Source organism: Citrobacter sp. Cy070, assembly GCF_030332245.1.
Taxonomy (GTDB): Bacteria; Pseudomonadota; Gammaproteobacteria; order Enterobacterales; family Enterobacteriaceae; genus Citrobacter; species Citrobacter youngae.
Window position 1 is genome coordinate 49,681 of the sequence record NZ_JAOWIG010000069.1, and the last position, 24,336, is coordinate 74,016.

Genomic DNA, 24,336 nt, shown 5'->3' on the forward strand with positions numbered 1-24,336 from the left:
TACAGATTTGCATTACTCTAATGAGATCTACTTCAAATAAATTACCTTTTCTAAAGGGATGCGGTGGCATCAGGCGCATCCGGATCAAAGGTTGTGGCGGCGTTGCTTTCTACAATGGCGTTACACCTTCGGGATAAAAAGGAATCAACGATGCCCACGTCAAGCGAACTCGCGCTGCAACAGCGTTGCCAACAAATCGTGACCAGTCCGGTGCTCAGCCCTGAGCAGAAACGCCACTTTCTGGCGCTGGAGGCTGAAAACGCGCTGCCCTACCCGCAACTGCCTGCTGAGGCACGCCAGGCACTGGATGACGGGGTGATCTGCGACATGTACAAAGGCCATGCTCCGTTCAAACCGCGTTATGTTTTACCCGACTACGCGCGTTTTCTGGCCAACGGCTCATCATGGCTGGAGCTGGAGGGGGCAAAGGATCTCGATGACGCATTATCCTTACTCACTATTCTTTACCATCACGTTCCGTCAGTGACGTCGATGCCGGTCTATCTCGGTCAACTCGATGCCCTGTTGCAACCGTATGTTAGAATTCTAACACAAGATGAGATCAATATTCGAATAAAACGTTTCTGGCGTTATCTCGACCGTACCCTGCCAGATGCCTTTATGCATGCCAACATTGGCCCCGCCGACACGCCGATTACACGCGCAATTTTACGCGCAGATGCAGAGTTAAAGCAGGTTTCACCTAATCTTACCTTTATTTATGATCCGCAAATTACCCCTGACGATCTGCTGCTCAACGTGGCGCAAAATATTTGCGAATGCAGTAAACCACACATTTCTAACGGCCCTGAAAATGATAAAATTTTCACAAAAGGCCACTACGGCGTCGTCAGCTGTTACAACTCTTTGCCGCTCGCCGGGGGTGGTAGCACGCTGGTCAGGCTCAATCTGAAAGCCATCGCAGAGCGCAGCACCTCTGTCGATGACTTCTTTACGCGCACCCTACCGCACTACTGCCAGCAGCAAATCGCCATCATTGATGCACGATGTGAATTCCTCTATGAAAAATCACATTTCTTTGAGAATAGCTTCCTGGTGCAGGAAGGGTTGATTGATCCCAAACGTTTTGTGCCTATGTTCGGGATGTATGGTCTGGCGGAGGCGGTAAATCTGCTGTGTGAAAAAGCAGGGCAATGCGCGCGTTACGGGAAAGATGCGTTTGCCAATCAGCTCGGCTATCGCATTAGCGCCCAACTGGCGGAATTTGTAGAAAGTACACCGGTGAAATATGGCTGGAATCAGCGTGCGATGCTGCATGCACAGTCAGGGATCAGTTCTGACATCGGCACCACGCCGGGCGCTCGCCTGCCCTACGGTGATGAACCGGACCCGATCACCCATCTGCAAACCGTTGCGCCGCATCACGCGTATTATCACGCCGGTATCAGCGACATTCTCACGCTGGATGAAACCATCAAGCGTAATCCTCAGGCGCTGGTGCAATTGTGCCTCGGCGCATTTAAAGCCGGGATGCGTGAATTTACCGCCAACGTGAGCGGCAACGATCTGGTTCGCGTCACCGGTTATATGGTGCGTCTGTCGGATCTGGAAAAATATCGTGCCGCGGGTTCTCGCACCAACACCACCTGGCTTGGCGAAGAAGCCGCGCGCAATACGCGCATTCTGGAACGACAACCTCGCGTGATTAGCCATGAACAGCAGATGCGCTTCGGTAAGTAAGCTGATTCCCTTCTCCTGCGTCGACGGGCCGGGGAGTCGCCTGGCCCTGTTCCTGCAGGGATGCAATTTGCGCTGTAAGAATTGCCACAACCCGTGGACGATGGGACGCTGCAATGACTGCGGGGAGTGTGTACTGCATTGCCCACATGAAGCGTTAAGTCTGAGCGCGGGAAAAGTATGGTGGCAATCTGATATTTGCCAGCAATGCGACACCTGCCTGCACATGTGCCCCCAGCAGGCTACGCCGATGGCGCAGACCATGAGCATTGATGAGGTACTGCAGCATGTTCGCAAAGCCTCGCCGTTTATTGAAGGAATAACGGTCAGCGGCGGCGAAGCAACGACCCAGCTACCGTTTATTGTGGCGCTGTTTAGCGCGATCAAAACCGATCCGCAGTTGCAACACCTGACCTGCATGGTAGACAGCAACGGCATGCTGAGCGAAACCGGCTGGCAAAAGCTGTTGCCGGTGTGCGACGGCGTAATGCTGGATTTAAAAGCCTGGGATAGCGCATGTCATCGTCAGTTGACAGGGCGCGATAACACGCTGATTAAACAAAGTATTACCTTTCTGTCCGGGCAAGGGAAACTTGCGGAACTGCGCCTACTGGTTATCCCTGGTCAGGTGGATTATCTCCAGCATATCGATGCGCTGGCGGCGTTTATCAAGCGTTCAGGTGATGTACCGGTGCGGCTGAATGCCTTTCATGCGCACGGGGTATACGGCGAAGCAAAAGACTGGCCGAGCGCCACGCCGGAGGATGTGGAGCACCTGGCGCAAAGATTGCGCGAGCGCGGGGTGGATAATTTGATCTTCCCGGCTTTGTATCTGTGAAATGCCGGATGAGATGCGAAAGCGCCGCATCCGGAAATCAAAAATCAAACAACGCCGTCGTATTCCGATACAGCGCGTCAGCAATCACGTCCGCAGGTTCCGGGCGCAGCTCGCATAAGACGTCAAACACTCTGACTACCTGCTCCGGGCGGTTGGGCTGGCCCTGAAATCCGTTGAGCGGCATATCCGGCGCATCGGTTTCCAGCAGCAGTGACTCCAGCGGCAATCGCGCCATTACCTCGCGGGTTTTGCTGGCGCGCGGATAGGTAATGGTGCCGCCCACGCCAATTTTGTAGCCCAGTTGCACAAAGCGTTCGGCCTGCTGAAAACTCCCGGAAAACCCATGCACCACGCCTGTTCGTGGCAAAGCATGGCGTTTAAGGTGCATCGCCAGCTTGTCATGCGTGCGTCGCGAATGCAGGATCACTGGCAGTTCGTAACGCTTCGCCAGCTTCAGCTGCGCTTCCAGCACCCGCTCTTGCTTGTCGAATTGCGGATCGTCGCGATACAGATCCAATCCAATCTCACCTACCGCCACCAGCTTTTGTGGGCGCTTATCCAGCACCTGTTGCAACTGGTCCAGGCAGTCATCACTATGTTGTTCAATAACAATGGGATGTAGACCAAGCGCGGCAAATAATGGAGGATAATTTTCCGCTAACGCCAGTACGCGGGAAAAATTCGCCGCCTGGGTGGCCGGAACGATAATGCTCTGTACACCAACCTCCGCCGCGCGCTGAATGCTGGCAGGTTCATCGCCGGTAAACGGCGGGAAATCAAAGTGACAGTGCGTATCGATAAAACGATAACTCACGCCAAATCCTCATTATTAAACGTTGTATCGTTGGCCTGGGGCGCGCTGCTCGCAACGGACGCATGGGCATCGTTGGCAACGGGTGCAGGTGGAACCACCACCGGTCCCGGCACCACAATCTTCGGCGTCTGACGAGGCAGCGGCGCGTTTTTCGCCAGCAGTTTACCAATCGTTGCCAAAAAATAGCGCCCGCACAGGCGTCCGGTTTTGTAGTCTTCACGCAATGCCGGAATACGGCTCCCCAGTGCCATACTATGGAGTGGCTTTGGTGGGTAGATCTCAAAGATACGCAGCTTGCCCGGCGGTTTTTCGATAAAGCGCTGAATAGCGCGGTAGCTGGCTTCATGATGTTGAACCAGATTCACCAGCGGCTGCAGACTGCTCTCCCCCAGCCAGCGCTCCATACGTTTGAACCATTGTGGGGTGTAGTACATTTGCGAAGGCACCGTGCGGATAACCACCAGCGTTTTTGCACCCTGCTTCGCCGCTTCCTGCACGGGAATGGCGTCACTGACGCCACCATCCAGATAGTTCACGCCATCCAGCGCAACCCCTGTGCGGTAGAATCCGGGAATCGCGCTGGATGCACGAATGAGATCCAGCCAATTGTGCCGGTTCGGCGAAAAATAGCCCGGTGTGTAGTCATCTCCCCGGCAGGCGCACATATAAAACGCTTTACCTGCCTCAAACAGGCGCTCGGCGTTATCCATTGCCAGCGGCATTTGGGACGAGGTCGAATCCACCAGCCAGTCGAGGTCGATTAAGTTTCCCCCGCGCACAAAGCGCACCGGGTCAAAAAACTCACGTCGGGTAGTGTAACGCATAATGACTTTGCGCCCGTAACCGGGCTGGTTACAGAGATAGGCCGACAGATTTTGCGCGCCAGCAGATGTCCCGTAGAAGAGATCAAAAGGATTGAACTGGGCGCGCATGAACTCATCCAGTACGCCGGCAGTAAAGATCCCCCGTTGCCCTCCACCTTCGCACACCAGCGCCATGCTGTCTGGTTGAAATGGACGTAACGATAACGGCGCTATATTACCGAGCGTAACGGGTATTCTCTGCCCCACCTCTACCTTCCTGTTGTTTTTGTAATAGGACAACAAAGTAACGCAAATTGCCTGGCGCTAAAACCGTAAAAGCCAGTCCGCTGGACTGGCTCAGTAGCAAGTTATCTTTACGGTTTACGTACTAGGGTCGTTTACGCCCGGTAAACAAGCTGACCAGAAACAGGATGATCCCCACCACAAAAACAATTTTTGCAGCACCTGCTGCGGTACCCGCCAGTCCACCAAATCCCAGAGCGGCGGCAATTAACGCGATAACCAGAAATATGATGCCCCATCGAAACATATGCTTCTCCTTTACCATAGTTAATGTCGACCGCTTGATATGAGCGCTCAGGCAGCTCATCGGCGATATTTTTAGTGTGATGCACAATACGCCTCCCGACAAACGTCAGGAGGACGAATTAAGTCGAATTACTGAGTTTTGAGGTCGTTTTTGACGCTTTTCACGCCATCAATTGCTTTAGCGATACTCTCAGCACGATCGCTTTGAGCTTGTGAATCGACAGTTCCTGAAAGCTGGACCACACCATCGGTCGTCTCTACTTTCACTTTACGAGAAGGGACAATGTCATCGGCCAGCAGCTTAGCTTTCACTTCGCTGGTGATGGCCGTATCGCCGGCATAGCCTTTTACAGAGGTGTTTTTGCTGTCACGCACGTGCAGTTTGTCGCTAACGGAGGTCACGCCCTCAACGCCTTTCGCGACTTTAACGGCCTCTTCGGCCTGCGCCTGGCTTTCAACAAACCCGCTTAACGTCACTACTTTCTGGTCCGTTTTGACGGAGATATCGGTGCTCTTAATGCTTTCGTGGTCCACCAGCGCGGCTTTTACTTTGGCGGTGAGGGTGCTGTCATCCATGAAATTACCGACTTTGTTCATAGAGCTATCGACTTTCTGCCCCGCACTTTCGAGCCCGGATTGCGCTTTATCCATTGTGGCGTTTTCTGCATAAGCAGAACCCGTTGCCACAGCGGAAGTCAGCATCACGGCCAGTAGCGTTTTAGAAATCTTAAGTCCTGTCATTGTCATCGATGTATTCCTGTTTGTTGTACTTATAGCGATGTTCTGCCGCTTAGCGGTCAGAACCAGCAACTAATCTCGTGACTGAAATAAATATCAGCTAAAGGGGCTGCGAAATGCTTAATGAAGAGCATTAAAAGCCGATATTTATGTCATCACATTGTTAAATATAGTTCACGATTTCGCGGTTGCTGCCTGGATTGATTAAAAAACAAACAAAAGTCAGGGGATTTAAGAACATTCCGCAAGGGATTTAAAAGACAGGAAAAGTTGCAGGGCGCGGTGAGTACCGCGCCCTGGGGGACAGATTAGTGTTCGCGTGTTTTACGGAACTGAACGTCCGGGTAACGTTCCTGGGTGAGATTCAGGTTAACCATGGTCGGCGCGATATAGGTGAGGTTATCACCGCCATCCAGCGCCAGCTGAACTTCGTTTTTACGCTTAAATTCTTCGAATTTTTTCACGTCAGAACACTCTACCCAGCGCGCAGTCGCCACGTTGACGGATTCATAAATGGCTTCAACGTTGTACTCGCTCTTCAGACGTGAAACCACCACGTCAAACTGCAGCACACCCACCGCGCCGACAATCAGATCGTTGTTGGCGATCGGACGGAATACCTGCACTGCACCCTCTTCTGACAGCTGAACCAGCCCTTTCAGCAGCTGTTTCTGCTTCAATGGATCCTTCAGGCGAATACGACGGAACAGCTCCGGCGCGAAGTTCGGAATACCGGTGAACTTCATCATTTCACCCTGAGTAAAGGTATCGCCGATCTGGATAGTGCCGTGGTTATGCAGACCAAGAATATCGCCCGGATACGCTTCTTCCACATGAGAACGGTCACCGGCCATAAAGGTGAGAGCATCGGAGATCACCACGTCTTTACCAATGCGCACCTGGCGCATTTTCATGCCTTTCTCATACTTGCCGGATACCACACGCATGAACGCCACACGGTCACGGTGTTTCGGGTCCATGTTGGCCTGAATTTTAAACACGAAACCGGTGAACTTCTCTTCTGAGGCTTCGACGATGCGGGTGTCGGTTTTACGCGGCATCGGCGCAGGCGCCCACTCCACTAAGCCGTCCAGCATATGGTCAACGCCGAAGTTACCCAACGCGGTACCGAAGAAGACCGGGGTGATTTCGCCCGCAAGGAACAACTCATGGTCGAACTCGTTGGACGCGCCCTGCACCAGCTCCAGCTCGTCGCGCAGCTGCTGCGCCAGGTCTTCACCCACGGCAGCATCAAGTTCCGGGTTGTTGAGACCTTTAACAACACGCACTTCCTGAATCGTATGGCCTTTACCGGTCTGGTACAGATACGTTTCATCTTTATAAAGGTGATAGACGCCCTTGAACAACTTCCCGCAGCCAATCGGCCAGGTGATCGGCGCACAGCCGATTTTCAGTTCGTTCTCAACTTCATCCAGCAGCTCCATCGGATCGCGGATGTCACGGTCGAGTTTGTTCATAAAGGTCAGGATCGGCGTATCGCGCAGACGGGTAACTTCCATCAGCTTACGGGTGCGATCTTCAACACCTTTCGCAGCATCGATAACCATCAGGCAGCAGTCCACCGCCGTCAGAGTACGGTAGGTATCTTCGGAGAAGTCTTCGTGCCCTGGGGTGTCCAGCAGGTTCACCAGACAGTCATGATACGGAAACTGCATCACAGAGGTGGTAATGGAGATACCACGTTGCTTTTCCATTTCCATCCAGTCAGATTTTGCATGCTGGCTGGAGCCACGGCCTTTTACCGTACCGGCGGTCTGAATGGCCTGTCCGAATAACAGTACCTTTTCAGTAATTGTCGTTTTACCGGCATCCGGGTGAGAAATAATGGCAAAAGTGCGGCGTTTGGCCACCTCTTGCAAATAAGGAGACAACGTCATAGTCAAATCTTCTTAGGTAAGCACGGCAACGGGCCGTGCAAGTTGAATACGAAAAATTGCGGCTATTTTACCCATCAACGGGGGGGAGGCAATCAGTGTTTACACAGGAGCTGCTCCAGTTCGCTTAATGACGTGACCGTCCAGGTCGGCTGAATGCCCTCTGGCTGCTCGCGATGATGCGTATTGAGCCAGCAGGTGGAGAGCCCGGCGTTAATGCCGCCAAGAATATCGGACTCTGCGGTGTCGCCCACCATCAGCACGCGGGAACGGTCAGGATTGCCCGCCTGCGCCAGCGCATGGTCAAAAATACGGGGATCGGGTTTTGCCACCCCAACCTGTTCAGAAATCACCAACAGGTCGAAATAGTCGCGCAGCCCCGTCCGCTCAAGGCGGATTTGCTGCAACGCGGTAAAGCCGTTAGTAATGATGCCGATTTTCGCTTTATCACGAATCGCATTGAGCAGAGAAACCGCCCCCGGCAACGGCGAGCAGATCTCCGCCATCGCATTGATGAATGCATCATTAAGCTGGCCCGGTTCAACCTTCAGGCGTTCGGCCCAGCTCTGAAAACGGGCATGCTGCAGTTGTAATGAGGTAATCGCGCCGTTTTGGTAATCCACCCACAGCGGTTTATTCACGGCCTGGTAGTCCTGAAAATCTTCAGCGGTAAAGGTAATGCTATAGTCGAGAAACATCCGCTGTAAGCCGGTAAACGAGTCAAATGTAAACAGCGTTTCGTCGGCATCAAAGAAAATCCAGTCCCACTTCTTCATCATTACACCTTGTCTTACATGCTGATTGGCAACGCCATGATGATGGCGTCTTCGTGACCATCGGCCGTTGGATAGTAATTGCGACGGATCGTCGCCTCGTTAAAGCCTAAGCTTTCGTACAGCGCGATAGCGGCGGCGTTTGAGGCGCGCACTTCAAGCCACAGCGTCAAAATGCCACGCTTTTCCAGCTCATCGATCAGATGCTCCAGCAGCTCACGCCCCAGCCCACGGCGCTGAAAGTCAGGGTCGACGGCAATATTGAACAGCGTAGCTTCATCCAGCACGACCTGCGTAATCGCAAAGGCCGCCATCACGTCATCAACCCTCAACTGAAAATTGAGGTAACGATCGCCCTGGTTGCTGGCAAATGTTTTTTCACTCCAGGGAAAAGCGTGGGCGCGTTTTTCAATCTGAAATGCTGCGGGTAAATCAGTCGGTTCGAGGGAAGAAATCGTGTTCATATGCGCAGATTTGTTGCCATAACGCGGCGCGTGCCGCGGGGTTTTCCCGTAATTCATTAAACGCAGGACTCGCGACCTGAGCGCCCTCCAGCAGCAGCGGCTCTTCGGTTCCCAGCCGCCAGCTATTACAGCGACTACCTTGCGGCAGCATGGCGACACGGTCAGGCGTCAGTTGTAAAACCTGATCCGGGCTGACGGTTAATGAGCGTAAAATATCGCTCATCAATGGTTCGGTTAGCGCGGGTAACTGTTCCGCAACCATCACCAAACGGACATGCGCAGGAATGGAAATCGCGATTTCGCCCTGCAGTGCGCCAGGACGATGCAACGACCACTGCGTAATGCCCAGTTGCTGTAACTGCCAGTCTCGTCGGGATGTCATAGCGAAACGCTCCTGTAATCAGGGGCGCAAATATAGCAAATTTGTCGAATCCGTGCCATCAAACAACTATAATCCCCCGCTGTACAATTTAAGGAGCACTCCATGTCTGCTTTTACCCCGGCAAGTGAAGTCTTGCTGCGCCACAGTGATGATTTCGAACAAAGCCGTATTATGTTTGCCGGTGATTTGCAGGATGACCTGCCTGCCCATTTTGAAAGCGCCGCCAGCCGTGCGCATACTCAGCAGCTTCACCACTGGCAGGTGCTTAACCGCCAGATGGGCGACAACGTCCGCTTCAGCCTCATCGCTCAAGCCGATGACGTCGGCGATAGCGATACGCTGATCTACTACTGGCCGAAGAATAAACCTGAAGCCCAGTTCCAGTTGATGAACCTTCTTTCGCTGTTACCGGTGGGTACCGATATTTTTGTTGTTGGCGAAAACCGCAGCGGCGTACGTAGCGCAGAGCAGATGCTGGCCGAATACGCGCCGCTGAACAAAGTCGACAGCGCACGTCGCTGTGGCCTGTACCACGGTCGTCTGGAAAAGCAGCCGGTCTTTGATGCTGAAAAATACTGGGACGAATACCAGACTGACAATCTGACCATCAAAACGCTGCCGGGCGTATTCAGCCGTGACGGCCTGGATGTTGGCAGCCAACTGCTGCTCTCCACGCTGACGCCGCACACCAAAGGCAAAGTTCTGGATGTCGGCTGTGGCGCGGGTATCCTCTCCGTCGCGCTTGCCAGCCACTCGCCAAAAGTGCGCTTAACCCTGTGCGATGTTAGTGCAGCCGCTGTTGAAGCCAGCCGCGCAACGCTTGCCGCCAACGGTATTGAAGGTGACGTCATCGCCAGTAACGTCTTTTCTGACGTGACGGGTCGCTTTGATATGATCATCTCCAACCCGCCGTTCCATGACGGCATGCAGACCAGCCTGGATGCCGCGCAAACGCTGATTCGCGGGGCGGTTCGTCACCTGAACAGCGGCGGTGAACTGCGCATTGTTGCCAACGCCTTCCTGCCTTATCCGAAAGTACTGGATGAAGTGTTTGGCTTCCACGAAGTTATCGCGCAGACCGGGCGCTTCAAGGTCTATCGCACCATCATGACGCGCCAGGCGAAAAAAGCGTAATTGTCTCGCAGCGAACGGCCATTCACGTGGCCGTTTTTGCATCAATCGGCCCAGCCTGGACAATTAACTATTGACGAAAAGTTGAAAACAACTAGAATGCGCCTCCGTGGTAACGATACTTTTTGAGTGTCGATGGTATGCGAAGGTGGCGGAATTGGTAGACGCGCTAGCTTCAGGTGTTAGTGTCCTTTCGGACGTGGGGGTTCAAGTCCCCCCCCTCGCACCATAATCCACGTTGATATTGCTCGCACTGGGCGAAGGTGGCGGAATTGGTAGACGCGCTAGCTTCAGGTGTTAGTGTCCTTAGGATGTGGGGGTTCGAGTCCCCCCCCTCGCACCAACGAGGCGATATCAAAAAAATAAGATGACTGTGCGAAGGTGGCGGAATTGGTAGACGCGCTAGCTTCAGGTGTTAGTGTCCTTAGGATGTGGGGGTTCGAGTCCCCCCCCTCGCACCAATTATCTTATCTTTCCTTCGATTTTCTTCCCTGTTTTGCTCATCCCTGATTCCAGTTCATCATTACCAAAACAATGCCGCCGATCAGTGCCGCGCATGAAGGTAATAAGACAAAGTGCCGTAAACGCTTGTGGTATAACATGAGTGAAGTCAGTAGTAATCCTAATACAATCATCGCCTTCCATGCGTCGAGTGACAGATCAGTAAATGCCAGCCCGGCAATCACTATCCCCGGCAGCAAAACCCCCCATCCACTGCCCAGCGCACGTTGCAACATGGTTTCACCTATGACATTGATAATGATAACCAATATCATATGATAAATTTTCTCATTTGTCAGCAAGGAAAGGCTATCAATTCTATGAGTTTTACTTAACGATTGATGACATAAATAGTTTAAGGTGATAAATTGCTCGCCGGTTAGCTTTTCATCAAAAAACAATAACGACCTGAACGAATGATTTTTCGCTCATCATTTTTTCCTTACAAACACACCTTCGTATATTGCAGATAAATAACAATATTTACCTATGACAGTACAATCCTGGCGAACTCTGCGCACTAAGAAATATCAACTTTCTTTACGTCTGTTTCTGCTTCTCAATGCAGTCTCCGCGCTGTTTACGCTTGTTTTCCCACTTTTTGCCGTCAAAGCCGTATCTGTCCCGGCGTTGCTCATCCTGGCCGCCAGTACATTGCTGTTGGCATGGCATGGCAAATATGCGAATAAAAAAATTAATCTTCCTTTTATTTCAATCGTTTTTGGCTTGCTATGGGCATTACATATTTTTCTGAAATATAACGCGCTAGGTCATAATGATTATTATTTTCTGTTAATCGCACTTCTCAGCGTGCTGTTTATTGGTTCTATCGCTTTTGCCAACAATATCATCGCCTTTACGCTACATTCGTTACCCTCAGTCGTCGTCTGTTTATGGCTTAACGGCAGCGAGCATGGTCTGCGAATTTTCTATTTTATGGCGCTACCCATGGCCGGGATCGCCATCCAGCATGTGATACAAAAGCGCTACGACGGCTTCGCCCAGCAGCTGATGTACAAACTACTGGAAGAACGGGAAACCCTGAACGGACTCAGCATGCTCGACCCGCTAACCGGTTTGTACAATCGCCGGGGGCTGCAACACAGACTCGATACGCTGTTGGCCCTTAGCAACTCGAAGCACTACGTCCTGCTGATGGATATCGACCATTTCAAGGCCTATAACGATCATTACGGACACATGATGGGCGATCAGGCGCTGATTCGCGTTTCTGCCGCGATTCGTGATTCCGTACGCTCCCGGGACGTGGTGGCACGTTTTGGTGGCGAAGAGTTTATGGTTTTGCTGACCGCGGTCGATCCCCAACAGGCCCAGGCTGCCGCCGAACGTATTCGCCAGAAAGTGTACGATCTTAAAATTCCACATATGTTTAATGAGAGCGTAGCAACCAATGTGACGGTCAGCATCGGTATTGCGCCTTTGGTGGAACAGGATATTGACTCCGCGATTACCAGAGCAGACAAAGCGCTTTATGAGGCCAAGAATATGGGTCGAAACAACACTCTGGTCAGCGATGAGCTGCGGATAAACTGCACCTCTTCCTGAGTTTTCCGTGCGGAACTGCCCGATCTTGCGACAAAGATCTTGCCATCGTTTACCCCCACCTATAGGATTAGAAATCATTATCATTTAGATTAACATCCTTATATCGCCATGGCTTACCGTTCCGCACCCATCGTTGAAGATGTCATCTGGCACAGCCATCTCCCTTCAGAGATGCCCTCGCTGGCGGCTTCCGTGCGTGCGACCATAGCCCAAACCCGCGAACACTTGCTGGATTTCATTCGCCTTGACGAGACCCCGCCGCAAGGTGCAATGACATTACATGAATGGACGCAACCGACAACGTTAAGTTCGCTTCTGGCCGTTTATTCAGACCACATCTACCGCAACCAGCCCACGTTAGTACGCGAAAATAAACCGCTGATCTCCCTTTGGGCGCAATGGTATATCGGCCTGATGATGCCCCCGCTTATGGTGGCTCTGCTGACGCAAAAAGAGGCTATCGACGTCTCTCCTGAACATATGCACGTGGGGTTTCACGAAACCGGGCGTGCCGCATGTTTCTGGATAGATGTACATCAGGATCACCAGACCACGGCACTCTCACCGCAACAACGTATGGAAACGCTGGTTTTGTCAGCCCTGACACCGGTCGTTCAGGCACTGGAATCAACGGGTGAGATCAACGCGAAACTTGTCTGGAGCAATACGGGATACTTAATTCACTGGTACTTAACGGAAATGAAGCCGTTGTTAGGTGAAGAACTGTTGAACACGCTGCGCCAGACCTGCTTTTTTGAGAAACAACTTTCCTGCGGTCAGGATAATCCTCTATGGCGTACCGTCGTTCCACGCGAGGGGCTGTTAGTACGCAGAACCTGCTGCCAGCGCTATCGCCTGCCCGATGTTCAGCAATGCGGCGACTGCACGCTAAAATAAGCGAGGAGCCGTAGCCCCCCGCCAACACTTTATGCAACCTGCTGATTTTCCTCTTCTATCCGCTGTGCTTCTTCTTTTTCCTGCGCCAACAGTTGCCTCTCATAAACCTTAAAGAATGGGAAGTAGATGATGGCAGAAACCAGCGCCAACACGACCACCAGGATCGCCGCACGATAATCCCAGCCTAATGCCCATGCCGCGCCAACGGGCGCCGGTGCGGTCCAGGGAACCACTGAAATCACCCGCCCAATTAGATCCAGTTTCATCGCCGCCCAGGCCAGTACCGCGTTCACCATTGGGGCCAGCAGGAAGGGAATAAAAAACACTGGATTCATGACAATCGGCGTACCGAAAATCACCGGCTCGTTAATGTTGAAAATACTGGGGACCACGCTCAAACGCCCAATCGATCGTAGATGGGCCGAGCGGCTGCGCAGATAGCAAATCACCAGCCCCATCGTCGCCCCCGATCCCCCCACGACGATAAAGAACGTCCAGAACGCTTCCATAAAGATATGCGGTAAAGGCACGCCCTGCGCCAGCGCCGACTGGTTCATGCCGAGGTTGGTCAACCAGAACATTTGCAGCATACCCGACACAATCGCCGCACCGTGAATACCGGCAAACCACAGCAGATGGCCGATCAGTACTGCCAGCAGTATCGCCGGCAGAGAATCCGCTGCGGACACCAGTGGTTTAAAGATGGCCATAATGGCCTGCGGGATCAGCATATCAAACTGCGACTGTATCACCAGGCTCAGCGGGTACAGCGTCAGCACCACCACCAGTACCGGGATCAGGAGATCAAATGAGTTTTTGATCATCGGCGGCACTTGATCGGGTAAGCGGATCCCGATGTTGTGCGCCTTCAGGAAGCGCATCATTTCAACGCAATAAATTGCCACCAGGATGGCAGTGAAAATTCCCGTACCGCCGAGGCTATCAACCGGCATCGTACCTTTGGTTTTCGGTGCGGCAATCAACAAAAACGCCATGATCGACAGCATCGCGCACATAAACGGATCTAACTGATGCGACTTCACATAGTGCTTGCCCAGGTTATAGGCAATAGCCGCACATATGTAGACCGACATGATCCCCATCGTCATATCAAACGGCGTGAGTATCTGGCCTTCAAATTGTTTTGCCAGATCCAGCCATGCGCGGGCAAACCCCCAGGTGGTATCCGGCGAAAAAGGCGGATAGGCAAAAACCAGCAGAAAAGACCCTACAATCATAAACGGCATCGCCGAAATGAAACCATCACGTATTGCCATCACATGGCGTTGTGAAGAAATGCGCCCGGCGACAGGGCTAACGTAGCTTTCAACAAAGCGGAAAATCACATTAAATACAGCATGGTTAGTAGACATAGCCGTTCTCCCATTGCGCTAAACCCTGCAACCGTGCTGGTATCAACACCATCACGTAAAACCCATTCCTACTTTTCGCAACCGTGCCGGGAGAAAAACCAGCCTTACCGCTTTTTGAGTTAAGTTTCATAGATGGCTCTTATTATGTGATACAGAGGGAGTGACAGCTTCAGTATTAATCGCCATTTCAGTATTCCGCAACCGGTTACTGTAACCGGTTTCTTTGATTGTGAAGGTGATCGAGAAACTGCCAATGTTGCTGTATTGTTACAATAAAATATTTACAGTAACGCTGCCCCTATGACAAATTACGCCAGGCGGTTTTCTGCTATGCAGGACTGCGGATAAGCGAGAGGGAGAGAAGAATGAGTTTACAATCAGTACGGCAGTTTTTAGCGCAACATGCGCCAGATATTGAAATCATCGAATTAGATCAAAGCACCGCCACCGTCGATCTGGCAGCCAAGGCCCATAATGTCGAACCAGGGCAGATAGCAAAAACGCTGTCACTAAAGGTGAAAAACGACATTATCCTGGTCGTCGCCAGAGGAGATGCTCGCCTCGATAATAAAAAACTGAAAAATACGTTTGGCGCCAAAGCGCGCATGCTGAGTAGCGATGAAGTAGTCAACGCAACAGGTCATCCCGTAGGAGGCGTATGTCCTTTCGGGTTGGAGACACCCATATCGGTGTACTGTGATGTCTCGTTGAAACACTATACAGAAGTGCTCCCTGCAGCAGGAGCCACTCACAGCGCGGTTCGCATTGCACCAGAAAGAATAGCAGAACTGACTGCGGCAACCTGGGTTGATGTGTGCCAGTGATCGATTTACCTTTCCATGCCAATGACTACGCCGGTACGCATCTTCTCAAGCACGCCATAACGGGGCAGTACGACGAAAAGATGACGGTTCTGCAGAGCGCACATGCAGCAAGATATCGGCAGCATTCAGTAATCCGGCATCCGAACTAACGCCCAGTTTGGACATCACATTAAATTTATGCGCGCGAATCGTTTTAATGTTTCGCTCAAGCTCAATCGCGATCTGCAGCATCGAATAACCATTCGACATATAGCGCAGAATTTCGCGCTCGGTTGGGCTAAGCATACGGCATTGATTGATATACCAGAGCTTCTTCGTGTCTTCTGTTTCCCCTCTGGCGCAATCCAGCGCTGCAAATAATTCTTCCTGCAACATACTCAGCGTGGATGCTTTGCTAATCACGGCATCCAGTGGTAGCGGTGACAGCGAGCCAATTAGCCGCGCCTCGTCATCATCATCGGCAATGACCACCCGCTTGATGCGAGGGTGTTTCACCGCCAGCTCTGTCAGATAAGCCAGTCCGGTGCGGCGATCGGTTCTTTTCGCGGAAAGTGAAAAAATAACCGCGGAAAATGACGTCTGTGACATCGCCTGGCTTAAGGCTGGCTGTCCTGAAAAGGGATGAAGTTGGTATTGATTGTTCGGTCTGGCATTAAATAAATTATAAATACCCACGCTGCTCATTACACACTTTTCTACCAGTGCGACATTTCTTTTGATACTTCTTTCTTCCATTCCGTGGTCTCTCCATAAACTGAAGGTAGATTCAACTCTCGTGCTCCTTGAGAACTATTTATCCAGGCATACATCTCCGCATTGCTGTGTATTGACAGACGACGCATCGCACTATTTTTCTGGGCGCTGATTGTCTTATTACTTTTTTTAAGTAATGTGGCAATCTGATTAATCCCCCAGCCCTTTCCCAGAAGCCGTAACACTTTCCGTTCAGATAGCGTCAAAATAATTGAGTGTACGCTATGATCCTGTTTTTCTGGTGCTATTACCGGAGAGAGCAATACCGGGCTAATTCTGTCGGCATAAACATTCCCTGCATCAATAGCATTTACTAAACTATCAATCGGTTCGGCATCAGATAACAGCGTACTGATTGGACACATCAGCATCTCAACGGCCACAGGATAATAATTTCGAGAAACGAGAAAGACCCAGTGAATATCACGATATTGAGGTAACAAAGAATAATATTGTTCGCAGACCGCACGCGGATGACTGCAGTCTCCGGTTAAATCAGCGATAACCAGATCTGAACGTCGCAGTTGCATCAATGTTAGTTCTTCTACGGCGCGGCAGTAGGTCAGTTTGTAATCAGAGAAATGCGCTTGCATTACCCCTTTAAGCCCAATTTGTATGATAGGTAATTTACTAATAATAATTGCGTTCTTGCAGCGTCCTGGCAACATAACTCCTCCATATTCACATGTCTTCAATCTTGCGCGCGCAAGTATCACCTACAATCAAATAAAATAATTAATAAATAGACATGCGTTAAACAATAGACAGGATGAATTATTTATCCTTATTCTAAATAGAAAATGGCGATGCTACGTTCCCAATAACATCACACTATAAATTTATCATGCCATAATCACGCACATGTACATTCATTGTACAATTAAAATAACTACATTAAATTATTAGCATTCCTTACGTAATTACTGTTCATCTCGAAAATTTTAGCCCTGGTTCAGGAGTGTGTCCCACGATACGATTTCCTACAACCACCAAGTGACCTGTTTCTTTTTTCAACACAAAAATTGATCTTATCCAGAGCCAACCGACTCACGCTTCATGATAAAAAGAAGATATTCTTCATTAAGAGAGCATCTTTTAGTCAGAGCGAGCTATGCAAACAGAGCAGTCGTCACAAAGAACGGTTACACGGTTATGTATACAATGCGGGCTTTTTTTACTGCAACATGGCGCAGAAAGCTCGTTGGTCGATGAACTCTCCACCCGCCTGGGTCTGGCGCTTGGGATGGACAGTGTAGAAAGTGCCATATCATCGAATGCCATCGTCCTGACGACGATCAAAGACGGACAATGCCTGACATCGACCCGAAAAAATCAGGATCGTGGCATCAACATGCACGTCGTGACGGAAGTGCAACACATCGTTATTTTGGCAGAGCATAATCTGTTGGATGAAAAAGGGGTAGAGAAACGGTTTAACCAAATCAAACCGCTACGCTATCCCAGATGGCTGGTTGCTTTCATGGTAGGATTGTCCTGCGCCTGCTTTTGTAAACTCAATAACGGCGGCTGGGATGGCGCGATGATCACCTTTTTCGCCAGCATGATCGCCATGTACATTCGCCAGATCCTGGCTTCCCGGCATTTGCATCCACAAATCAACTTTTGTATTACCGCTTTTGTCGCGACCACCATATCCGGCCTGCTGCTTACGCTACCGACGTTTAATCACACGCCTACCGTAGCCATGGCCGCCAGCGTACTGTTATTGGTCCCCGGTTTTCCGTTAATCAATTCGGTTGCGGATATGTTTAAAGGGCACATTAATACCGGGCTCGCTCGCTGGGCGATTGCCAGTCTGCTTACGCTGGCGACCTGTATTGGCGTGATCGTGTCGATGACCTTATGGGGGCTGCGCGGATGGGCGTGATCGATTTCATTTTGGCGCTGATGCAGGACATGATCCTGTCGGCGATCCCGGCGCTTGGCTTTGCCATGGTATTCAATGTCCCCCATCGGGCGCTCCCATGGTGTGCATTACTCGGCGCACTCGGTCACGGCTCACGAATGGTCATGATGACTGCAGGGTTTAATATCGAATGGTCCACCTTTATGGCCTCGCTGCTGGTCGGCTGCATTGGGATCCAGTGGTCGCGCTGGTATCTGGCGCATCCGAAAGTCTTCACCGTTGCGGCAGTGATCCCTATGTTTCCGGGGATCTCCGCCTACACCGCCATGATATCCGCCGTAAAGATCGGTCATTTCGGTTATAGCGAAGCGCTGATGATCACCCTGCTGACCAATTTTCTGAAAGCCTCATCGATTGTGGGCGCACTCTCAATTGGACTTTCCGTGCCAGGATTATGGCTGTATCGCAAACGTCCGCGCGTATAACGAATGAACCTGTTTACCCCTTTGCAGATGGGGGAACCTTCCCTCATCTGCTGCTCTCCTCTCTCTCTGTGTTACTATAAAAGCAGTTCCTTCTCGGTTGTTGTTCAGTATTGAGAAACATTATGCCCTGCAAAATTTTGACGCCGGACGTCACGAGCATTGACGCCTTACTACACGATCACCAAACTGTGCTGGCCAGGTCTGCGGGCGGTGCCGTAGCCGTATTCGCCAACAACGCGCCAGCGTTTTACGCGGTGACGCCTGCACGGCTGGCAGAGTTGCTGGCACTTGAAGAGAAGCTGTCACGCCCGGGAAGCGATGTAACATTAGATGCCCAATTTTATGAAGAGCCGCAAGCGGCACCGGTTGCCGTACCAATGGGTAAATTTGCGATGTACGCTGACTGGCAGCCAGATGCTGACTTCCAGCGTCAGGCCGCCTTGTGGGGCGTGGCGTTAAGAGAGCCCGTCACCGCCGAGGAACTGGCTTCATTTGTTGCCTACTGGCAAGCCGAAGGCAAAGTCTTTCACCATATTCAGTGGCAGCAAAAACTGGCGCGCAGCATCCAGATTGGACGGGCCAGCAATGGCGGAATGCCAAAGCGCGATGTGAACAGCGTCAGTGAACCTGACTGCCACATTCCACCGGGTTTTAGAGGATAACGATGAAAAACGTTGGCGACCTGATGAAACGTTTGCAAAAAATGATGCCACCCAATGTTGAGCCCGCCTTTAAAACGGGCGAAGAACTGCTGGCATGGCAAAAAGAGCAAGGTGAAATTCGCGCCGCCGCGCTGGCCCGCGAAAACCGGGCCATGAAAATGCAGCGTACATTCAACCGTTCCGGTATCCGTCCGCTGCATCAGAACTGTTCGTTCGATAACTATCGAGTGGAGTGCGAAGGTCAGATGAATGCCCTGAGCAAAGCTCGCCAGTACGTTGAAGAGTTTGACGGCAACATCGCCAGTTTTATCTTCTCTGGCAAGCCCGGCACGGGTAAAAACCATCTGGCCGCCGCCATCTGCAACGAACTGCTGCTGCGCGGCAAGTCGGTACTGATTATTACCGTCGCCGATATCATGTCGGCGATGAAAGAAACGTTCAGCAATCGTGAAACCAGCGAAGAACAGTTGCTCAACGATCTGAGTAATGTGGATCTGCTGGTGATCGACGAGATCGGCATGCAGACAGAATCCCGCTACGAGAAAGTGATCATCAACCAGATCGTCGATCGCCGTTCGTCGTCTAAACGTCCAACCGGCATGTTAACTAACAGCAATATGGATGAAATGAACAAGCTGCTGGGCGAGCGCGTGATGGACCGTATGCGCCTTGGCAACAGCCTGTGGGTCATTTTTAACTGGGAAAGCTACCGTAGTCGGGTCACCGGTAAAGAGTATTAACGTATTAGCACCACTCCTAAGACTGCCAGCGCTATACTGCGCTGAAAAGGCATAACACGAGTTGCATATAATGATGAAAACTACCAAACGTCTGCTGTGCTGTGCGCTTGCCGCCGGCACGCTCATCTCCACCAGCGTTTTTGCCGCCTCCTGGCAGGATTCGCTCTCCAGCGCGGCCAGTGAGCTGAGCAAACAAAGCTCCGGCTCACAAAGCAGCTCATCGCTCTCTTCCCTGACCAGCCTGCTGAATGGCAGCAATCAGTCGTTGACCTCCAGCAGCATGAATAACGCCGCCGGGATCCTGGAATATTGCGCGAAACAGAAGCTGGCCTCGGTCACCGACACGCAAAACGTCAAAAACCAGGTGCTGGATAAACTGGGCCTCAGCGCGCCTGAACAGAAACAAGATACCAACTATATGGACGGTATTCAGGGTCTGCTCAACGCCAAAGATGGTCAACAGTTGGACCTGAACACCATCGGTAACAGCTCCCTGGCGCAGAAAGTTAAAACCAAGGCCTGCGATCTGGTGTTAAAACAGGGGATGAACTTCATTTCCTGATGCAACAAATGCCGCGCCCGGCCATTTCACCACCGGCGCGGCAGCAATCAATCCCACGAAGATATTTACCTACCAAATGCGGAGTGATTGCCCGCAAAAACCCGCATATCTAAACCAATTCTGAATAACAACGTAATTAAATGTCACTACAATTGCAGCAATATAACAACGCTATTACATTGTACTGTCCAGAAATGATTAGCCTGCCAGGCGTGTGCCGGGTTTACTGAGGATCGACCGTTGTCAGAATTCATCTCCATCACTTTGTTTCTCGCTTCAGTGCTGATTTACGCCTGGAAAGCGGGTCGCAACACCTGGTGGTTTGCCGCCACGTTAACGGTGCTGGGGATCTTTATTGTCTTAAACATCACGCTGTATGCCAGTGACTATTTCACGGGTGACGGCATCAACGATGCGGTCCTGTACACCCTGACCAACAGCCTGACCGGCGCGGGGATTGGAAAATATATCCTGCCGGGCGTTGGGATAGCCCTGGCGCTGACCACCGTTTTTGTCACGCTGGGTTGGATACTGCGTCGCCGTCGCCATCATCCGCATCATGTGGGTTACAGTCTGCTGGCCCTGCTGCTGGCGCTGGCTTCTGTTGATGCCAGCCCGGCGTTCCACCAGATAACTGAACTGGTTAAATCCCAGTCACGCGATGGCGATCCCGATTTTGCGGCCTATTACAAAGAGCCATCAAAAACGATCCCCAATCCGAAGCTGAACCTGGTTTATATCTACGGCGAAAGTCTGGAGCGCACCTATTTTAACAACGACGCATTCCCGGATCTGACCCCGGAACTCGGCGCGTTAAAAAATGAAGGTCTGGATTTCAGCAATACCATGCAGCTTCCGGGTACCGATTACACCATCGCCGGGATGGTCGCCTCCCAGTGCGGTATTCCGCTGTTTGCACCATTTGAAGGCAACGCCTCGGCGTCGGTCTCAAGTTTCTTCCCTAACAATATCTGTCTGGGCGATATCCTGAAAAACTCCGGCTATCAGAACTACTTTGTGCAGGGTGCCAACCTGCGCTTTGCCGGCAAAGACGTGTTCCTGAAATCTCACGGCTTTGACCATCTGTACGGTGCACAAGAGTTAAAAAGCGTGGTGTCGGACCCGGCCTATCGTAACGACTGGGGCTTCTACGACGATACCGTGCTGGACGAAGCATGGAAAAAATTCGAAGAGCTTTCGCGCTCGGGCCAGCGTTTTTCACTGTTTACCCTGACCGTGGATACCCATCATCCGGATGGATTTATCTCACGTAGCTGCAACCGTAAACGTTATGACATCGACGGGAAGGCCAACCAGTCGTTCAGCGCGGTCAGCTGCAGCCAGGAAAATATCGCCGAATTTATCAATAAAATCAAAGCATCACCGTGGTTCAAAGACACCGTGATCGTGGTATCTTCCGATCATCTGGCGATGAACAACACCGCATGGAAGTACCTGAACAAGCAGGATCGCAACAACCTGTTCTTCGTGCTGCGCGGCGACCAGCCACAGCAGGATACGCTGGCGGTGAAGCGTAACACCATGGATAACGGTGCTACCGTACTGGATATTCTCGGCGGCGATAACTTTATCGGCCTTGGGCGCAGCAGCCTGTCTAGCGAATCCGTATCGGAAGTGTTCCTGAACATCAAAGATAAAATGCTGGCGTGGAAGCCCAATATCATCCGTTTGTGGAATTTCCCGAAAGAGATGAAAGCATTCACCATCGATCGGGACAAAGAGATGATCTCTTTCTCAGGGAGCCATTTCCGTCTGCCGCTGCTGCTCCGGGTCTCGGATCAACGCGTCGAACCGCTGCCGGAAAGTGAGTACTCAGCCCCGCTGCGCTTCCAACTGGCGGATTTCGCCCCACGCGATAACTTCGTCTGGATAGACCGCTGTTACAAAATGGCGCAACTGTGGGCACCAGAACTGGCACTCTCTACCGACTGGTGCGTATCACAGGGGCAACTGGGCGGGCAGCAGATCGTGCAGCATGTCGATAAAGCCAACTGGAAAGGGAAGACGACATTTAAAGACACGGTGATCGACATCGAACGCTATAAAGGTAACGTCGATACGCTAAAAATTGTCGATAACGATATTCGCTACAAAGCTGACAGCTTCATTTTCAACGTAGCGGGCGCGCCGGAAGAGGTGAAACAGTTTAGCGGAATTTCACGCCCTGAGTCCTGGGGACGCTGGTCTAACGCCCAGTTGAGTGAAGAAGTCAAAATCGAATACAAAACTCCGCTACCGAAGAAATTCGATCTGGTTATCACCGCGAAAGCTTTTGGTGACAACGCGAATCGCCCTATTCCCGTACGCGTCGGTGGCCAGGAACAAACGCTGGTATTAAGCCAGGAGGTCAGCACGACCACCTTGCATTTTGATAATCCGACGGACGCCAATACGCTGGTGATTGTCCCGCCCGATCCGGTTGCCACTAACGAGGGCAACATTCTCGGCCACTCGCCGCGTAAGCTGGGGATCGGGATGGTTGAAATCAAAGTAGTGGCTGCTCAGGGATAAAAAAAACAGCGCCCAACACCACACCGGGCGCTGCATGGCAACCTTATTCCAGACCGTTCACCGCCTGGCGCATACCCTGCACCAGAATCATCTCCAGGTTAGCCGTCACCTGTCCGGCAAGCCCTGGCCGCAACGTTAAATCTTCACCCCAGTGCGCCGTATCGCCGAGTACGGTATCCACCAGTTCACGCAGCGTTAAATCATTACCAACTCGCGGCCACAGGCTGGCATACAGGCTTACCCACTGTTCATCATCCTGGATTGGATAGCGTTCCCCGTCGCGCTCTGCACGATAAAATGCCAGCAGCGCAGCGAGGGCAAACGTTAACCGCACGGGCCAGCGCCCATTTTGCTCACCCACCAGCAGTTGCGGCAAAATTCGGGTACGGAATTTAGTCATCCCGTTAAGCGCAATGGAAAGCAACTGGTGACGGATGTAAGGGTTCTGAAAACGCCCGCTTACCGCGTCGGCAAATTCATGCAGTTCATCCGCCGGGAGATCCAATGCCGGTATGATTTCCTCGCTAATCGCCTGTTCGACAAAGCGGCGGACATCGGCATCCTGCATCGCCTCACCGACGGTCTCCAGTCCGCACAGCCACGCCACCGGCACCAGCGCCGTATGCGCCCCATTGAGAATAGCGACCTTACGCTCTTTGTACGGTTTGATATCGCTCACCACACGGATATTCAGCGGACATTGCGCCAGCTTCAGCTCCTCTGCCAGCCACTGCGGCCCCTGAATAACAAACAGATAAAAATGCTCCGCGGTATCGAGAAACGCATCGTGATAACCAAGCGTAGCTTCCAGCGCGGCAGCTTCTTCACGCGGGTAGCCGGTGACAATACGGTCGACCAGCGTGGAACAGAACGTGTTTGCCGTCTCCACCCAGTCGGCAAACGCCGGGGGAAGCTGCCATTCCTGCGCATACTGCAGCACCAGCGTTTTAAGCGCCTCACCGTTATAGTCGATAAGCTCGCACGGGATAATCACCCAGCCCTTATCCACCGCGCCCTCAAAGTGGTTAAAGCGCTCCAGCAGCAGGCGCGTCAGTTTGGCCGGAAAGCTCACCGGCGGCGCATCATCCACACTGTCTGCCGCATGATAGCTAATTCCAGCTTCGGTAGTATTTGAAAACACAAAGCGGATATCCGCATTGTGCGCCAGCGCCAGATACGCCGCGAAGTCCTGATATGGATTAATTTCGTTATTTACCGAGCGGATCAGCCGCGCCTCGCTTACCGCCTCACCCTGCTCGTTTAACCCGCGAATCAGCGTGGTATACAGCCCGTCCTGGGTATTCAGCGACGGCGGAAAATCGGTATTAATTGGCCGAACGATGGTCACGCCCGCGTTCAGACTGGTATGCTCGTTGAGGATATCCAGTTGCCAGTCGACAAACGCCCGCAGAAAGTTACCTTCTCCAAACTGGATCACGCGCGTTGGGTAGCTGGCTCCCGGAAAATCACATCGATTCAATGTCTTCAT

General features: G+C 51.9%; 25 protein-coding genes and 3 tRNA genes. 15 read left to right on the forward strand and 13 right to left on the reverse strand.

All coding sequences use genetic code 11. The features are described from left to right. The first annotated feature begins 150 nt into the window (after positions 1–150). Together OGY19_RS12650 and OGY19_RS12655 are read left to right on the forward strand one after the other, a co-directional pair. The gene (locus OGY19_RS12650; RefSeq protein WP_286596560.1) at positions 151–1,701 is read left to right on the forward strand and encodes a YjjI family glycine radical enzyme; all 1,551 of its coding nucleotides are present in this window, start codon (positions 151–153) and stop codon (positions 1,699–1,701) included. Continuing rightward, a complete protein-coding gene (locus tag OGY19_RS12655; RefSeq protein ID WP_115601021.1) occupies positions 1,673–2,536 on the forward strand; it encodes a YjjW family glycine radical enzyme activase in 864 nt (287 codons plus the stop codon). The genes OGY19_RS12650 and OGY19_RS12655 overlap by 29 nt, the downstream gene beginning before the upstream one ends. Positions 2,537–2,573: 37 nt before the next feature. On the opposite strand, the gene OGY19_RS12660 is transcribed toward OGY19_RS12655, so the two are convergent. The 8 genes from OGY19_RS12660 to OGY19_RS12695 all read right to left on the reverse strand — a co-directional run bounded on the left by OGY19_RS12660 (position 2,574) and on the right by OGY19_RS12695 (position 8,954). After that, the gene (locus tag OGY19_RS12660; RefSeq protein ID WP_115601022.1) at positions 2,574–3,350 is read right to left on the reverse strand and encodes a metal-dependent hydrolase; all 777 of its coding nucleotides are present in this window, start codon (positions 3,348–3,350) and stop codon (positions 2,574–2,576) included. Continuing rightward, positions 3,347–4,420: a patatin-like phospholipase family protein gene (locus OGY19_RS12665; RefSeq protein WP_115601023.1), complete on the reverse strand. Its 1,074-nt coding sequence runs from the start codon at positions 4,418–4,420 to the stop codon at positions 3,347–3,349. The genes OGY19_RS12660 and OGY19_RS12665 overlap by 4 nt, the downstream gene beginning before the upstream one ends. 121 nt (positions 4,421–4,541) lie before the next feature. Further along, on the reverse strand, positions 4,542–4,703 hold the full coding sequence (locus tag OGY19_RS12670; RefSeq protein ID WP_003019081.1) for a DUF1328 domain-containing protein: 162 nt from the start codon (positions 4,701–4,703) through the stop codon (positions 4,542–4,544). Positions 4,704–4,831: 128 nt separating this feature from the next. Then, entirely contained in the window at positions 4,832–5,449 is a 618-nt protein-coding gene (gene osmY / locus OGY19_RS12675) for a molecular chaperone OsmY (RefSeq protein ID WP_048212775.1), read from the reverse strand. Between the two features lie 299 nt (positions 5,450–5,748). After that, positions 5,749–7,338, reverse strand: coding sequence for a peptide chain release factor 3 (gene prfC, locus OGY19_RS12680; protein WP_115601024.1), 1,590 nt, complete (start codon positions 7,336–7,338; stop codon positions 5,749–5,751). Positions 7,339–7,430: 92 nt separating this feature from the next. Then, positions 7,431–8,111 (reverse strand): pyrimidine 5'-nucleotidase, encoded by a 681-nt coding sequence (gene yjjG, locus OGY19_RS12685; protein ID WP_115601025.1) that lies wholly within the window; start codon positions 8,109–8,111, stop codon positions 7,431–7,433. Between the two features lie 14 nt (positions 8,112–8,125). Then, positions 8,126–8,572, reverse strand: a complete 447-nt coding sequence (gene rimI / locus OGY19_RS12690) for a ribosomal protein S18-alanine N-acetyltransferase (protein WP_003829985.1) — start codon at positions 8,570–8,572, stop codon at positions 8,126–8,128. Next, entirely contained in the window at positions 8,541–8,954 is a 414-nt protein-coding gene (locus OGY19_RS12695) for a DNA polymerase III subunit psi (RefSeq protein WP_115601026.1), read from the reverse strand. Before OGY19_RS12695 ends, rimI begins: the two co-directional genes overlap by 32 nt. Before the next feature lie 102 nt (positions 8,955–9,056). Here OGY19_RS12695 and rsmC point away from each other — a divergent pair, with 102 nt between their 5' ends. From rsmC to OGY19_RS12715, 4 genes are all read left to right on the forward strand, one after another. Next, the gene (gene rsmC, locus OGY19_RS12700) at positions 9,057–10,088 is read left to right on the forward strand and encodes a 16S rRNA (guanine(1207)-N(2))-methyltransferase RsmC (protein WP_115601027.1); all 1,032 of its coding nucleotides are present in this window, start codon (positions 9,057–9,059) and stop codon (positions 10,086–10,088) included. Positions 10,089–10,227: 139 nt separating this feature from the next. After that, positions 10,228–10,314: transfer RNA gene (locus OGY19_RS12705), tRNA-Leu, on the forward strand. A 28-nt stretch (positions 10,315–10,342) separates the two neighbouring features. Next, positions 10,343–10,428 (forward strand) — tRNA-Leu (locus tag OGY19_RS12710). 32 nt (positions 10,429–10,460) lie between these two features. Next, positions 10,461–10,546: transfer RNA gene (locus OGY19_RS12715), tRNA-Leu, on the forward strand. Between the two features lie 39 nt (positions 10,547–10,585). On the opposite strand, the gene OGY19_RS12720 is transcribed toward OGY19_RS12715, so the two are convergent. Next, positions 10,586–10,822, reverse strand: a complete 237-nt coding sequence (locus OGY19_RS12720; protein WP_086523828.1) for a DUF1435 domain-containing protein — start codon at positions 10,820–10,822, stop codon at positions 10,586–10,588. A gap of 253 nt (positions 10,823–11,075) precedes the next feature. Here OGY19_RS12720 and OGY19_RS12725 point away from each other — a divergent pair, with 253 nt between their 5' ends. Further along, positions 11,076–12,152: a GGDEF domain-containing protein gene (locus OGY19_RS12725; protein ID WP_048212780.1), complete on the forward strand. Its 1,077-nt coding sequence runs from the start codon at positions 11,076–11,078 to the stop codon at positions 12,150–12,152. Between the two features lie 108 nt (positions 12,153–12,260). Beyond that, entirely contained in the window at positions 12,261–13,049 is a 789-nt protein-coding gene (gene fhuF / locus OGY19_RS12730; protein WP_115601028.1) for a siderophore-iron reductase FhuF, read from the forward strand. A gap of 29 nt (positions 13,050–13,078) precedes the next feature. On the opposite strand, the gene OGY19_RS12735 is transcribed toward fhuF, so the two are convergent. After that, positions 13,079–14,422, reverse strand: a complete 1,344-nt coding sequence (locus OGY19_RS12735; protein WP_115601029.1) for a PTS sugar transporter subunit IIC — start codon at positions 14,420–14,422, stop codon at positions 13,079–13,081. A 365-nt stretch (positions 14,423–14,787) separates the two neighbouring features. Here OGY19_RS12735 and OGY19_RS12740 point away from each other — a divergent pair, with 365 nt between their 5' ends. After that, positions 14,788–15,246, forward strand: a complete 459-nt coding sequence (locus tag OGY19_RS12740) for a YbaK/EbsC family protein (RefSeq protein ID WP_048212783.1) — start codon at positions 14,788–14,790, stop codon at positions 15,244–15,246. A gap of 45 nt (positions 15,247–15,291) precedes the next feature. Here the strand turns inward: OGY19_RS12740 and bglJ are convergent, their stop codons facing one another. After that, positions 15,292–15,981 (reverse strand): DNA-binding transcriptional activator BglJ, encoded by a 690-nt coding sequence (gene bglJ, locus OGY19_RS12745; protein WP_115601030.1) that lies wholly within the window; start codon positions 15,979–15,981, stop codon positions 15,292–15,294. Beyond that, a complete protein-coding gene (locus OGY19_RS12750; RefSeq protein WP_115601031.1) occupies positions 15,942–16,667 on the reverse strand; it encodes a helix-turn-helix domain-containing protein in 726 nt (241 codons plus the stop codon). The genes bglJ and OGY19_RS12750 overlap by 40 nt, the downstream gene beginning before the upstream one ends. 443 nt (positions 16,668–17,110) lie before the next feature. Here OGY19_RS12750 and OGY19_RS12755 point away from each other — a divergent pair, with 443 nt between their 5' ends. The 6 genes from OGY19_RS12755 to opgB all read left to right on the forward strand — a co-directional run bounded on the left by OGY19_RS12755 (position 17,111) and on the right by opgB (position 22,847). Beyond that, the gene (locus OGY19_RS12755; protein WP_115601032.1) at positions 17,111–17,887 is read left to right on the forward strand and encodes a threonine/serine exporter family protein; all 777 of its coding nucleotides are present in this window, start codon (positions 17,111–17,113) and stop codon (positions 17,885–17,887) included. Beyond that, positions 17,878–18,351, forward strand: coding sequence for a threonine/serine exporter (locus OGY19_RS12760; protein WP_048212787.1), 474 nt, complete (start codon positions 17,878–17,880; stop codon positions 18,349–18,351). Before OGY19_RS12755 ends, OGY19_RS12760 begins: the two co-directional genes overlap by 10 nt. Positions 18,352–18,473: 122 nt before the next feature. Beyond that, positions 18,474–19,013, forward strand: coding sequence for a primosomal protein DnaT (dnaT, locus tag OGY19_RS12765; RefSeq protein WP_115601033.1), 540 nt, complete (start codon positions 18,474–18,476; stop codon positions 19,011–19,013). A 2-nt stretch (positions 19,014–19,015) separates the two neighbouring features. Then, the gene (gene dnaC, locus OGY19_RS12770) at positions 19,016–19,753 is read left to right on the forward strand and encodes a replicative helicase loader DnaC (protein WP_061067183.1); all 738 of its coding nucleotides are present in this window, start codon (positions 19,016–19,018) and stop codon (positions 19,751–19,753) included. Between the two features lie 70 nt (positions 19,754–19,823). After that, positions 19,824–20,315, forward strand: coding sequence for a YjjA family protein (locus OGY19_RS12775; protein WP_048212789.1), 492 nt, complete (start codon positions 19,824–19,826; stop codon positions 20,313–20,315). Positions 20,316–20,555: 240 nt separating this feature from the next. Further along, complete coding sequence (gene opgB / locus OGY19_RS12780; protein WP_115601034.1) at positions 20,556–22,847, forward strand: phosphatidylglycerol--membrane-oligosaccharide glycerophosphotransferase; 2,292 nt, start codon at positions 20,556–20,558, stop codon at positions 22,845–22,847. A gap of 43 nt (positions 22,848–22,890) precedes the next feature. Here the strand turns inward: opgB and OGY19_RS12785 are convergent, their stop codons facing one another. Beyond that, positions 22,891–24,336 carry a tagaturonate reductase gene (locus OGY19_RS12785; RefSeq protein WP_115601035.1) on the reverse strand — a complete coding sequence of 482 codons (1,446 nt, stop codon included), beginning with the start codon at positions 24,334–24,336 and terminating at the stop codon, positions 22,891–22,893.

What these genes read in the sequence shown, in the direction of transcription:
- OGY19_RS12650 (WP_286596560.1), top strand. Translation starts at nt 151, where the DNA reads ATGCCCACGTCAAGCGAACTCGCGCTGCAACAGCGTTGCCAACAAATC.
- OGY19_RS12655 (WP_115601021.1), top strand. Translation starts at nt 1,673, where the DNA reads ATGAACAGCAGATGCGCTTCGGTAAGTAAGCTGATTCCCTTCTCCTGC.
- OGY19_RS12670 (WP_003019081.1), bottom strand. Translation starts at nt 4,703, where the DNA reads ATGTTTCGATGGGGCATCATATTTCTGGTTATCGCGTTAATTGCCGCC.
- osmY (WP_048212775.1), bottom strand. Translation starts at nt 5,449, where the DNA reads ATGACAATGACAGGACTTAAGATTTCTAAAACGCTACTGGCCGTGATG.
- prfC (WP_115601024.1), bottom strand. Translation starts at nt 7,338, where the DNA reads ATGACGTTGTCTCCTTATTTGCAAGAGGTGGCCAAACGCCGCACTTTT.
- yjjG (WP_115601025.1), bottom strand. Translation starts at nt 8,111, where the DNA reads ATGAAGAAGTGGGACTGGATTTTCTTTGATGCCGACGAAACGCTGTTT.
- rimI (WP_003829985.1), bottom strand. Translation starts at nt 8,572, where the DNA reads ATGAACACGATTTCTTCCCTCGAACCGACTGATTTACCCGCAGCATTT.
- OGY19_RS12695 (WP_115601026.1), bottom strand. Translation starts at nt 8,954, where the DNA reads ATGACATCCCGACGAGACTGGCAGTTACAGCAACTGGGCATTACGCAG.
- rsmC (WP_115601027.1), top strand. Translation starts at nt 9,057, where the DNA reads ATGTCTGCTTTTACCCCGGCAAGTGAAGTCTTGCTGCGCCACAGTGAT.
- OGY19_RS12720 (WP_086523828.1), bottom strand. Translation starts at nt 10,822, where the DNA reads ATGTTGCAACGTGCGCTGGGCAGTGGATGGGGGGTTTTGCTGCCGGGG.
- OGY19_RS12725 (WP_048212780.1), top strand. Translation starts at nt 11,076, where the DNA reads ATGACAGTACAATCCTGGCGAACTCTGCGCACTAAGAAATATCAACTT.
- fhuF (WP_115601028.1), top strand. Translation starts at nt 12,261, where the DNA reads ATGGCTTACCGTTCCGCACCCATCGTTGAAGATGTCATCTGGCACAGC.
- OGY19_RS12735 (WP_115601029.1), bottom strand. Translation starts at nt 14,422, where the DNA reads ATGTCTACTAACCATGCTGTATTTAATGTGATTTTCCGCTTTGTTGAA.
- OGY19_RS12740 (WP_048212783.1), top strand. Translation starts at nt 14,788, where the DNA reads ATGAGTTTACAATCAGTACGGCAGTTTTTAGCGCAACATGCGCCAGAT.
- bglJ (WP_115601030.1), bottom strand. Translation starts at nt 15,981, where the DNA reads ATGGAAGAAAGAAGTATCAAAAGAAATGTCGCACTGGTAGAAAAGTGT.
- OGY19_RS12750 (WP_115601031.1), bottom strand. Translation starts at nt 16,667, where the DNA reads ATGTTGCCAGGACGCTGCAAGAACGCAATTATTATTAGTAAATTACCT.
- OGY19_RS12755 (WP_115601032.1), top strand. Translation starts at nt 17,111, where the DNA reads ATGCAAACAGAGCAGTCGTCACAAAGAACGGTTACACGGTTATGTATA.
- OGY19_RS12760 (WP_048212787.1), top strand. Translation starts at nt 17,878, where the DNA reads ATGGGCGTGATCGATTTCATTTTGGCGCTGATGCAGGACATGATCCTG.
- dnaT (WP_115601033.1), top strand. Translation starts at nt 18,474, where the DNA reads ATGCCCTGCAAAATTTTGACGCCGGACGTCACGAGCATTGACGCCTTA.
- dnaC (WP_061067183.1), top strand. Translation starts at nt 19,016, where the DNA reads ATGAAAAACGTTGGCGACCTGATGAAACGTTTGCAAAAAATGATGCCA.
- OGY19_RS12775 (WP_048212789.1), top strand. Translation starts at nt 19,824, where the DNA reads ATGATGAAAACTACCAAACGTCTGCTGTGCTGTGCGCTTGCCGCCGGC.
- OGY19_RS12785 (WP_115601035.1), bottom strand. Translation starts at nt 24,336, where the DNA reads ATGAAGACATTGAATCGATGTGATTTTCCGGGAGCCAGCTACCCAACG.